We start from the raw sequence: 11,462 nt of genomic DNA on the forward strand, positions 1-11,462 counted from the left end.
TTCAGAGAAATAATCTCTTTATATTTACTATAGGTAATTATTTTTTATATTAAACTTTAATATATATTTGGTAAATATTATTATCTCTATATTCATTGATTTACCACGTATTTACCTATAGTTTTTATATTGAAATTTCATATAATCTCTATAGTCTTATTCTTTTTCTATCAATCCATCCTTGCATATCCTCTGGAGAGCTTTGTTGTAGAATTTCATCGATCTCTGAAATCAATCTTTCTCTATCATTTGGAATTATACCTTTTACAAACATTGTATTTGAGTTATGAGCAGAAGAAATTAGTGCAGTTTTTTCTGGATTGAGATTTTTTATTATTTCTTTTAGTTCAACTAGCCTATCAAATTCTGTTGCCTCTACATATTCTCCCTTTGCATGAAGATCCCAAAGTTCAGTTCCTCTCACAAGGGTTACAGACATAGGAAATATCCCTCTGCAATTTACTTTGCTAAGCATTTCTCCTGTCTTTTGTCCATTGTACTTCGCGATATCTACTCCTCTACCCATCAATCCAGTCAGAATCATGGCATAATAATTGTAGTCAAACTTGTCCAGTCTTTTCATTTCTCTAACAGCTTCATCTACTGTATTTCCCTTATTTATAAACTCTAATGCTTCTTGATTTCCACTTTCTACTCCGATGTATAAATCATTTATTCCAGCTTCTTTTAATAGTTTTAATTCTTCATCAGTTTTGTTTTCTATATCCTTTACAGATGCATACATAGTAATTACTTCTACATTCGGCATATGTTTATGTATTATTTTAGAAATTGCTATCAATCTTTCAGCTTTCAATACAAATGGATTTCCATTTAATAAAAACACTCTTTTTGAATATCTATAAAAAGGATCATTGCTAGCCTCTATTACATCTGATTCTATCTGCTCTAAACTCTCCATTTTAAATGTAGTATATCTATACATTCCACAGAATTTACACTTGTTGTGAGTACATCCACTAGTAACCTGTAACAAAAGAGATTTAAATTCTTTTGGTGGTCTATATATTTGATCATCGTATTTCATTATAAATTCCTCCTATACTCTATCAATTAAAAATACATTCGCTATATGTACATGATATCACAAATCTATACAATATGTACTGTCAACAAATTATCTTAATCTACCTGAATCTACCTGAAAATTTTGTCCTTATTATTATCATTTGATACAAAAATACTGACGATTCAGCTGTAATTTAGCAAACCGTCAGTATTTTATTAATGTATTAACCTTTTAAGGGAGTTCTTACTTCATTTCTTCTATAGCTTCTTTTATTGCTTTTCCAAGAGATTCGATACCTTCTTTTATCTTATCTTCTGGCATGTTAGAATAGTTCATTCTGAATGTGTTAGCATGTCCACCATTAGGGAAGAAAGGTTCACCTGCAACAAATGCTACGTTACGTGGTAATGCTTTTTCCTTTAATAGTACTGCAGCGTCTATTCCTTCTGGTAATACAACCCAAGTAAATAGTCCACCTTCTGGATGAGTGTAAGTAACTTCCGCTGGGAAGAATTCCTTCATAGAATCTAACATAACATCTCTTCTCTTTTTGTAAACTTCTTTTAACTTTTCAACGTGAGCATCTACGCTGTATAGATCAAAGAACTTAGACATTTCCATCTGTGAAATTGTAGAAGCCTGTAAATCTGATGCTTGTTTAAGTATATTGAACTTTTCAAGAATCTTAGGAGAAGCCGCAACCCAACCTAATCTGTATCCTGGGCAAAGTATCTTAGATAGAGTACCTAAGAACATTACTAGTCCCTTAGTATCAAGAGCCTTTAGAGATGGAAGGAATTCACCTTCGAATCTTAATTCTCCATATGGGTTATCTTCTGCAACAGGTATTTCATACTTGTTTATAATTTCCATGAATTTTTCTCTTCTTTCTAGAGGCCAAGTTCTTCCACTTGGATTCTGGAAATCAGGAATTACATATATGAACTTAACTCTGTCATTTTCTTCAAGAATTTTTTCTAATTCTTCCATTATCATTCCGTTTTCATCAGTTGGAACGTTTATGAATTTTGGCTGATAGCAGTTAAATGCGTTTATAGCTCCTAGGTAAGAAGGACTTTCACATAAAACTATATCATCTTTGTCTAGGAAAGCTTTTCCTATAAAGTCTAAACATTGTTGTGATCCGTTTGTAATTAATATGTCGTCTGCTACTACATTAGTTTTTAACTTATCGTTCATTCTGTTAGCAAGATGAGTTCTAAGTGGAGCATAACCTTCAGTAGTTGTATACTGCATAGCTACTCTACCGTTTTCTTCAAGAACCTTCTTTGATACATCGATCATTTCCTGTACAGGGAAAAGTTCAGGAGCAGGCATACCTCCCGCAAATGATATTATTTCTGGTCTCTGAGTTAATTTTAGTAGCTCACGTATAGCTGAGCCCTCCATGTTATTAGTTCTTTCTGCAAATTTTATTGCCATTTTAAAAGCACCTCCAAAATAAAAAAAATAATATTTAAAATTGAAAACACGAAACACAAATAGTCTTTCGTGTTTTCAAATTAATTACAATACTTTCTTAATCCTTTTTTCTGCAGTTTCTCGGTCTAACATAATAATTCGTCCGCAGTTATTACACTTAAATTTCACATCAGCACCAGTTCTCGTAATAGTAAATTCCTTACTACCACATGCGTGCGGCTTTTTAAGTTCAACAATGTCACCAATTTGTATATCACGTGGCATAGTTGTTCCCCCTAATCTTCTATTTTAACAGCATTTTTCTTTCCATCTTCATCTTTAGTAATGTGAAAAATACCTCTTCTATCTAAATTGTTCTCACTCATTATAGCATTTACTTTATCAATTTCTTCATATTCGAATTTAATCGATAATCCACAACTTGCAGTAATTTCTCTAGGAGTTGGAAGTGTCAAAAACTTTAATCCAGCCTCTTTAAGTAATTTTTCTGTTCTAATTGCATGATGAGTGGAGTTAAAAGAAATTAAATAAAAATCATTCATATCTTACTCCTACCTATATTGTTATTAATTTTGAAGCGGATTTCATAGTTTCCACAATTGTGTACATATTTGTAATACTTCCAACTTGTAGATTTTCCTTCAATCCGTAATATTCTAGACAAGTTCCACAAGATAATATTTCCACTCCACTATCTTCCATTCTCTTAAGGTGTTCTATAGTAGCTTCATTTTTAGCTGATAGCTCTACTCCACCATTTATTAACATAATTGTACTAGGCAGTGGAGTTGCTTCGCTAAGTGCAAATAAAAATCCTTTTATTAACACTTCACCTAACTCGTCATTTCCACTTCCCATTTTATTACTCTTTATCAAAACAACTTCATTACTTGTTGAAATATCACACTTTATATCTTCATCGGCTATATCAATTTTAGTACTTTCGCCTTTAGTTATACGTATTATTTTTTCGTCATCAGTATCTTTTATTACTTCTGCTACTGCCTTTACTGATTTTGCGAACTTCAATATATTTTCTTTAGGAGCAACGTCATCTACAGTCACTTCTACTATTCCTTCTGAAATACTCTCTAATGCCTTTTTCGTTTCTATAACTGGTAATGGACACGCCATACCCTTTGCATCTACTTTTATAGTCATAATTTATTTCCTCCATAAAATAAATAATTTTATCTTACAAATATATAATAACACATTCCATCCAGTATTTACAGAAAAATTAATAAATTTTAAACATAAAGATACCATTTATGAAAACGTTTATATTGAGTGTATTGCAATAACTAGACATTATTGGTGATACAACTAACAATGTTATGCGTATAATTATGCTATTATTTTACAGTATGTGATATAATATACACAAGTTAAATAAATTAATTTAACTTAAACCGTTAATCTGATAGGAGGTTATATATATGAAGATCAACAGTAAATCAAAAGCGCTATTGGCGTCAGGATTGTTGATTATTTCTACTTCTCTAGCTGGATGTAGTAATACTCAACAGGAACCTGCAAAGCAAGAAACTCAACAAGAGCAGACTAAAAATGAAGAAACTCAACAAAACGAAAATGTTGAACAAAAGGAAAATGAAAATAAAGACAATTCTACATCTAATAATACAGACAAGAAACAAGCTGAAATAACTTATTATACGTTTGATATTAATTCAGAAAAAATGACTCCTCATACTAAAAAGGTAGATGAGGTGAGCGTAGGAAATATAATTACTGAATTAGTAAAAGAAAAAGTTCTTCCTGAAGGAACTAAAGTAAACACTGCAAAAGTTAATGAAGTAGATGGTGTTAGAATTATTTCTGTTGACGTAAACAGTAACTTTATAAATTTTGATCAAGGTTCTAGTTCAGAACTATTAACACTACAGGCTTTTGCTAACAGTTTAATTAAATCTTTCCATGTTGAAAAAGTTAAATTAACAGTAGATGGTAAAAACTATTCAAGTGGACACATTGTTCTTGAAGAAGGAGAATATTTAAATTTTAAATAATAAATAAGGGGTGATTTAATTAAAATGATTTATTTAGATAATGCTGCTACAACATTCCCAAAGCCTGAATCAGTATATACATCTATGGACGAATGTATGAGAACTTATTGTGCCAACCCTGGTAGATCTGGACATAAAATGGCAATAGAATCTGCAAGAGCTGTTGAAGATTCAAGATCTTTAGTTGCTAAATTGTTTAATATTGACAATCCAATGAATGTTGTATTTACGTTTAATGCAACAGATTCTCTGAATCTTGCTATAAAGGGTTTTTTAAATCCAGGAGATCACGTAATTACTACTACAATGGAACATAATTCTGTTCTTAGACCAATAATGGAATTAGAAAAAATTGGAGTTGAGCATACATTTGTACAGGCTGATACAGAAGGATTTGTTAATCCTAAAGATATCGAATCTTCTATAAAAGAAAATACAACTCTAATTGTAACTACACACGCATCAAATGTAGTAGGAACTTTAGTCGATATAAAAGAAATTGGGGAAATAGCAAAAAAACATAATATAAAGTATTTAATAGATGCATCTCAATCTGCTGGTATATATGATATAGATGTAAAAGCTATAAATGCAAATATGATAGCTCTTCCTGGTCACAAAGGATTGCTCGGGCCACAAGGGACAGGAATATTGTATGTAGAAGATGAAATCAGACTAAGAAGTCAAAGAGAAGGTGGTACAGGCAGCCAATCAGAGGAAATTGTACAGCCTGATTTATATCCAGACAAGTATGAGTCTGGAACTCACAATACCCCTGGAATAGTCGGTCTTGGTGCCGGAGTAGAATTTATTCTAAGCACTGGAATCGATAAAATCAGAGAACATGAAGAATATTTATCTCAATATATGATAGATGAATTTTTAAAAATTCCTGGAGTGAAATTATACGGACCTAAAGATTCAAAAAAGAGAGCTGCTGTAATAGCAATAAACATAAATGATGTGGATTCAGGAGAAATATCATTTAGATTAAATAGTGAATTTGACATCGCTACTAGATCTGGAATACACTGTGCTCCTCTTGCACATAAATCTATCGGAACATTAGAACAAGGTGCTGTAAGATTCAGTTTAGGATTCTTTAACACAAAGGAAGACGTAGATAAAGCAATTGAAGCTTTAAAGAAAATTTCATCTGATTATGTAAAATAGTTGATTAAATTAGTCAGATTATAAAAAAAGCACCATTGATCAATTTTACTGTAAAGTAAATATTGTTCAATGGTGCTTTTTTCATTTTTATCTTTTTTGATTTTTTATTATGTAAATTATATTGCTGACTACTAACGCATATTATAGTACATTCTTAATATGATTCTTACAGCGGACTTTTAGCTGGTGTTCCAGCTTTTCTTGGATATTTGTTAGGAGTCTTTTTTATTTTTTTGAATACCAATATATTGTGATTCAATTCTTCATCTGGAAGAGATACATCTATTTTTTCTACCATTTCAACACCTAAAATATTCATTGCTTTTTTAGCTTCCGATAGCTCTTTGTCAACATTAGGTCCTTTAAGACATATAAAGAAGCCTCCTATCTTGACGTATGGTACACATAATTCCAGCAGTACTGGCAGGTTTGCTACAGCTCTAGCTGTTGATATATCATATTTTTCTCTATGATTTTTATCTTTTGCAATATCCTCAGCTCTTCCATGTACATACTCTATATCTTCAAATTCCAAGCCTTCTCCCACTGCCTTTAAAAAGTTTATTCTTTTATTTAAAGAGTCTAATAAAGTCAACTTTAGAGTCGGATTACATATCTTATATGGAAACCCAGGAAATCCAGCTCCAGTTCCTACATCAATGACAGACATATTATCTTTTATATATCCTTCTTTTAAGATAGCTACTGAATCTAAAAAATGCTTAATATATACCTCTTTTTGCTCAGTAATACCAGTTAAATTCATAACTTTGTTATATTCTACTAGTATTTCTCTGTATTTTTCAAATCTATCTAGCATAATTTCATCTGGATTAATTCCGAAACTAACTAGTCCATTTCTTAATATATCTATATTTTCAGTTGAAGTTTCACTGTTCATAATTTATTTTCCACCTCTTCTTTTCTGTTCAAGGTATATCAACAGCACAGATATATCTGCCGGAGAAACACCTGATATTCTGGATGCCTGACCTATTGAGGCTGGTTTTATTTCATTTAATTTTTGCTTTGCTTCTAATCTAAGCCCGTCTATTTCATCATAATTTAAGTCTTCATAAAGCTTTTTCTTTTCCAATTTTCTAAATTGGTCTATCTGCTTCATTTGTTTTGCTATATACCCTTCATATTTTGTCATTATTTCAGCCTGCTTTTTGACTTCATCAGATATAGCTTCATCTCCATCTTTGCCTGCCAATTTTAATATTGAATAATCAATTTCAGGTCTTTTCAAAAATTCATATAAAGATAAACCATTATTTAAAGTAACTAATCCTTTTTCTTCTAGTATTTCATTTATTTCATTAGGAGTTATTCTATCTGTTTTCAATCTTTCTATTTCTTCTTCTACTGCTTTTTTTTTGTTTAAATATCTGTTGTATCTTTCTTCGCTTACTAGACCTATGTCATACCCTCTTTGAGTAAGTCTCATATCTGCGTTATCCTGTCTAAGATATAGCCTGTATTCAGCTCTAGAAGTCATCATTCTATAAGGTTCATTTGTTCCCTTAGTCACCAAATCATCTATCAATACACCAATATATCCTTCAGATCTATCTATTACAAAAGGTTCTTCTCCTCTTATTTTAAGTACTGCATTTATTCCAGCAACCAACCCTTGAGCTGCAGCTTCTTCGTATCCAGAGGTTCCATTGAACTGACCTGCTGAAAATAGATTTTTTACTCCCTTTATTTCAAGATTTGACTTCAGTTGAGTAGGATCTATGCAGTCGTATTCAATTGCATATGCAGGTCTCATTATCTTTACATTTTCAAGCCCCTTTATAGATCTGTACATTTTTATCTGCATATCAAGAGGAAAACTAGTAGACACACCTTGAATGTACATTTCTTTATTATCTAGCCCTTCTGGTTCTATAAATAGTTGATGTGTTTCTTTATCAGAAAACTTAACTATCTTATCTTCTATAGACGGGCAGTATCTCGGACCTGTTCCTTCTATGTTTCCGCTATACATAGCACTTCTTGTGATATTTTCTTGGATAAGCTCTTTTGTATACGGTGTAGTTCTAGTCAAATAACACATTACTTGTTCTTTTTCTATATTGTCATTCATAAAAGAGAATGGTGTTACCTCTTCATCACCTGGTTGAGGTTGCATAACCGAAAAATCTATACTATCTCTATGCACTCTGGCTGGCGTACCTGTTTTAAACCTTCTCATAGACAGACCTAATTCAACTAAACTATCTGTAAGTTTTTTCGCATACCCAAAACCATTTGGACCTTCATCAAAAGTATCATGCCCTATAAATATAGTTGATTTTAAATATACCCCCGTCGCAAGTATTGTCATTTTAGCTCTATAGTTACATCCTAATCTAGTTGCTACTCCTGTCACTAGATTTCCTTCGTGTAGAATTTCTTCAACTTCATCCATAACTAAATCAAGATTTTCTTGATTTTCTATAGTTTCTTTCATTACTCTGTGGTATAAATTTTTATCTGTTTGTGCTCTTAGAGAATGTACAGCTGGTCCTTTTGCTGTATTTAGCATCTTGCTTTGTATATATGTCTTATCTATATTCAGCCCCATTTCCCCACCTAGAGCGTCTACTTCTTTCACCAATTGTCCCTTACCTGTTCCACCAATAGACGGATTGCACGCAAGAGCTGCTATTGCATCTAATGACAATGTTATCATTAATGTCTTCATTCCCATTCTTGCTGATGCTAGTGCTGCTTCACATCCAGCATGACCTGCACCAACAACTATTATATCGTAATTTCCTGCTTCAAATTTTTCCATTCTGTTCCTTTCAAATCTTTCTCTATTTTCCTATACAAAAGTTTTGGAATATAGTATCTAATAAATCTTCAGATACCGTGTCTCCATTTATATATCCCAAACTATTCCATGCGTCTTTTAAATCTACTTCTATAAAATCATATGACATATTATCTTTCAATGCTGATATTGCATCTTCTATAGATGTCATTGCCTTATATATGGCATCTTTTTGTCTTGAATTTGTGACTAATATTTCTGATGAATTTGCTATATGCCCTTCAAATACCATTTTTTCTATTCTGTCGTGTAGAGTTTCTAGCCCTTGACCTTTTAATGCCGATATACTTATTATATTTTCTTCAAATACGTATTCTTTTATAGTATCTAAATTCAGTTTAGAATTTAAATCTATTTTATTTATAATAGCTATAGTCTTGTTCTTATCTATATTTTTTAATATTTCCAAATCTTCTTTGTCGAGTTCTCTCGAATGATCCATTACAACCAAGATTAGATCTGACTTTTTCATATGGTCTTTTGATTTTTCAACACCAATCTTTTCGACAACATCTTCTGTCTGTCTTATCCCTGCAGTGTCTACAATCTTTAATGGTATTCCCTTAACATTCACAAATTCCTCTATCACATCTCTTGTTGTACCCGGAATATCAGTTACAATTGCTCTGTTCTCTCCCAAAATGAGGTTCATAAGAGACGACTTTCCTACATTTGGTTTTCCAAGAATGGCTGTTTTTAAACCTTCTCTAAGTATTTTCCCAGTATCAGAGTTTTTATACATACTCACTACTTCTTTTTGTATATCCTCTGTTTTTTGAATAAGCTCTTTATAAGTAATAAACTCTATGTCCTCTTCAGGATAATCTATTGCAACTTCTACCTGTACGAGAACATCTGTTATATCATCTCTAAGATTTCTTATCTTTTTTGACAAGCTTCCTTCGAGCTGATTTTGAGCTATTTCATGCGATTGTTCGGTTTTTGCATTTATAATATCTATTACTGCCTCTGCTTGAGACAAATCAATTCTTCCATTTAAAAAAGCTCTTTTTGTAAATTCACCTGGTTCGGCTATTCTTGCACCTTTTTTTAATGTTAGTTCTAATATCCTTCTTAAAGAAATAATGCCTCCATGGCAATTTATCTCAACAACATCCTCTGCTGTGTAGGAATTCGGACCCCTCATTACAGCTAATAAAACTTCATCTATCTTGCTTCCATCTTCATCCACAATATTTCCGTACACTAGAGTTCTATCATTATATTGATCTATAGATTCTCTATAGAATGGTTTGAATATACTCCTTGCTATCTCAGTAGATTTTATTCCACTGATTCTAATTATTCCTATTCCACCTTCTCCAGGAGCTGTAGCTATAGCAGCTATTGTATCATCTATAAACATTTATACCTCCCTGTATATTTATCTATACCACCTAATAACTAGATCTTTATTATAAAAACATAATTTATTATTATATCATAAAATATTCCTGTACTACTTTTCATTCTAATTACTATACAAATTATTTTAATACAATTTTCTTATACCCAATAAATAAAAAAAGACTATACGTACATCAATTTTACAATTTTCAAAATTTATTCGTCTACAGTTTTCTTTTAATCTATTCATCTACGGTTATTCTTCTTAACTATTATAACAGATAAACAATTATATTTACTATATACTAGACATAAAAATAAGAGGAACTATTATAAAAATAGCACCTCTTATTTATTCTAATTCATTATATCATTATTTCTAATATTTTGTATATAAGTTATCTTCCTATTGGAGTTGAAATTCTATCAAGTCTTTGAGATATCTTCACTGCTGTAGAGTATCTATCAGCACCTGATATTCTTTCTTTATTTGTAACATTTAATCCGTCATAAATTGACTTAGATACTGAATTTTCTCCTCCACCTACAAGTATACTATCTAATTTCCAGTTATTTATATCATTAGCTGTTATAGTTGTAAGTTTATTAGGATTTGTAAGCAATATCGGTGCTTTAAACTTAGCTGCTAAACTGTTTATAGTGATACCGTCTGGGAAATTAGTTCCATCTACTAATATCGCATCCTTTGTATTTCCTGTTGCGCTTCTTACTTCCTTACCTATTAATGATGCAGTTTCATATCTATCTGCTCCACCAATTCTAGAAACATTATTAATTTTTAAATCTTCTTTTAATCTAGATTGAATGTTAGCACTTACTGAATTATTTTGACCACCGATTGTTATATTGTTTATATTCCAATCTTTAATAGTATTTTCAGTAGTTTTTGTAAGATTCTTTGGATTAGTAAGTAGTATTGGAAGTCTCTTATTAGCTGCTAATGATGAAATTGTAATTACATCTGGGAAATTAGTTCCATCTACCAAAAATGCTCCATCATTTTTACCTGTTATGCTTCTTACTGCCTTACCTATTTCTCTTGCCGTACCATATCTATCTGCTCCAGCATATCTAACTATATTAAAATCTTTTAACTGCTCTTCAACTTTCTTAGATACTGAGTCTAACCCTCCTGATATTATTACATCACCTATTCCACGTCTTTTTAATTCATTCAATGTTTCAGTAGTAACATTATCAGTGTCAGTAAGAAGAATTGGAACATTTCTTTCATTTGCTAATACTGTTGCAGTCAATACATCTGTGAACTTCTTTCCGTTTGCTAATACTGCTGTTGCCTTTGTAGTTGGAGGATTTACTGTTCCTCCACCAGTACCCGGAGAACTAGTATCATCTTTTGTCCATTTTGCATATAGTGTTATCGCACTATTTATCGGTGTATTGAAATCAAATGGTTTTGTAAATTCTTTATCTGTGTACCAACCGTCAAATTTGTAATTAAGCTTTGTTGGTTTTTCCTCTGTAGCTTTTTCACCTTTTTCTACTGGGACTACCTTTGGTTCTGTTGTATTATCTCCAAACTTTCCTCCATTTGGCTCTAATGTTAAACTCACCTTTTCTTTTTCCCATT

The 11,462-nt window shown here is 31.6% G+C and carries 11 protein-coding genes; 2 read left to right on the forward strand and 9 right to left on the reverse strand.

Annotation, left to right across the window (positions count from 1 at the left end; translation table 11 throughout):
- Nucleotides 1-148: 148 nt before the first annotated feature.
- The 5 genes from C0982_RS09010 to yedF all read right to left on the reverse strand — a co-directional run bounded on the left by C0982_RS09010 (nt 149) and on the right by yedF (nt 3,634).
- On the reverse strand, nt 149-1,048 hold the full coding sequence (locus tag C0982_RS09010) for a radical SAM protein (protein ID WP_101773885.1): 900 nt from the start codon (nt 1,046-1,048) through the stop codon (nt 149-151).
- Nucleotides 1,049-1,273: 225 nt separating this feature from the next.
- A complete protein-coding gene (locus C0982_RS09015; RefSeq protein WP_101773886.1) occupies nt 1,274-2,473 on the reverse strand; it encodes an aminotransferase-like domain-containing protein in 1,200 nt (399 codons plus the stop codon).
- Nucleotides 2,474-2,557: 84 nt separating this feature from the next.
- The gene (locus tag C0982_RS09020; RefSeq protein ID WP_101773887.1) at nt 2,558-2,737 is read right to left on the reverse strand and encodes a DUF951 domain-containing protein; all 180 of its coding nucleotides are present in this window, start codon (nt 2,735-2,737) and stop codon (nt 2,558-2,560) included.
- An 11-nt stretch (nt 2,738-2,748) separates the two neighbouring features.
- Entirely contained in the window at nt 2,749-3,015 is a 267-nt protein-coding gene (locus tag C0982_RS09025) for a DUF3343 domain-containing protein (protein ID WP_101773888.1), read from the reverse strand.
- Nucleotides 3,016-3,028: 13 nt separating this feature from the next.
- Nucleotides 3,029-3,634, reverse strand: a complete 606-nt coding sequence (gene yedF / locus C0982_RS09030) for a sulfurtransferase-like selenium metabolism protein YedF (RefSeq protein ID WP_101773889.1) — start codon at nt 3,632-3,634, stop codon at nt 3,029-3,031.
- A 278-nt stretch (nt 3,635-3,912) separates the two neighbouring features.
- Between yedF and C0982_RS09035 the strand changes: the two genes are divergently transcribed.
- Nucleotides 3,913-4,503 (forward strand): GerMN domain-containing protein, encoded by a 591-nt coding sequence (locus C0982_RS09035; RefSeq protein ID WP_101773890.1) that lies wholly within the window; start codon nt 3,913-3,915, stop codon nt 4,501-4,503.
- Between the two features lie 24 nt (nt 4,504-4,527).
- Entirely contained in the window at nt 4,528-5,676 is a 1,149-nt protein-coding gene (locus C0982_RS09040) for an aminotransferase class V-fold PLP-dependent enzyme (RefSeq protein ID WP_101773891.1), read from the forward strand.
- A gap of 166 nt (nt 5,677-5,842) precedes the next feature.
- Here the strand turns inward: C0982_RS09040 and rsmG are convergent, their stop codons facing one another.
- From rsmG to C0982_RS09060, 4 genes are all read right to left on the reverse strand, one after another.
- Nucleotides 5,843-6,577 carry a 16S rRNA (guanine(527)-N(7))-methyltransferase RsmG gene (rsmG, locus tag C0982_RS09045; protein WP_101773892.1) on the reverse strand — a complete coding sequence of 245 codons (735 nt, stop codon included), beginning with the start codon at nt 6,575-6,577 and terminating at the stop codon, nt 5,843-5,845.
- Between the two features lie 3 nt (nt 6,578-6,580).
- A complete protein-coding gene (gene mnmG, locus C0982_RS09050) occupies nt 6,581-8,464 on the reverse strand; it encodes a tRNA uridine-5-carboxymethylaminomethyl(34) synthesis enzyme MnmG (protein ID WP_101773893.1) in 1,884 nt (627 codons plus the stop codon).
- Nucleotides 8,465-8,486: 22 nt separating this feature from the next.
- Complete coding sequence (gene mnmE / locus C0982_RS09055) at nt 8,487-9,869, reverse strand: tRNA uridine-5-carboxymethylaminomethyl(34) synthesis GTPase MnmE (RefSeq protein ID WP_101773894.1); 1,383 nt, start codon at nt 9,867-9,869, stop codon at nt 8,487-8,489.
- A 379-nt stretch (nt 9,870-10,248) separates the two neighbouring features.
- On the reverse strand, nt 10,249-11,462 hold a 1,214-nt coding region (locus C0982_RS09060), incomplete at its 5' end, for a cell wall-binding repeat-containing protein (RefSeq protein WP_207653247.1).

This window comes from Peptostreptococcus faecalis, assembly GCF_900240845.1.
Taxonomy (GTDB): Bacteria; Bacillota; Clostridia; order Peptostreptococcales; family Peptostreptococcaceae; genus Peptostreptococcus; species Peptostreptococcus faecalis.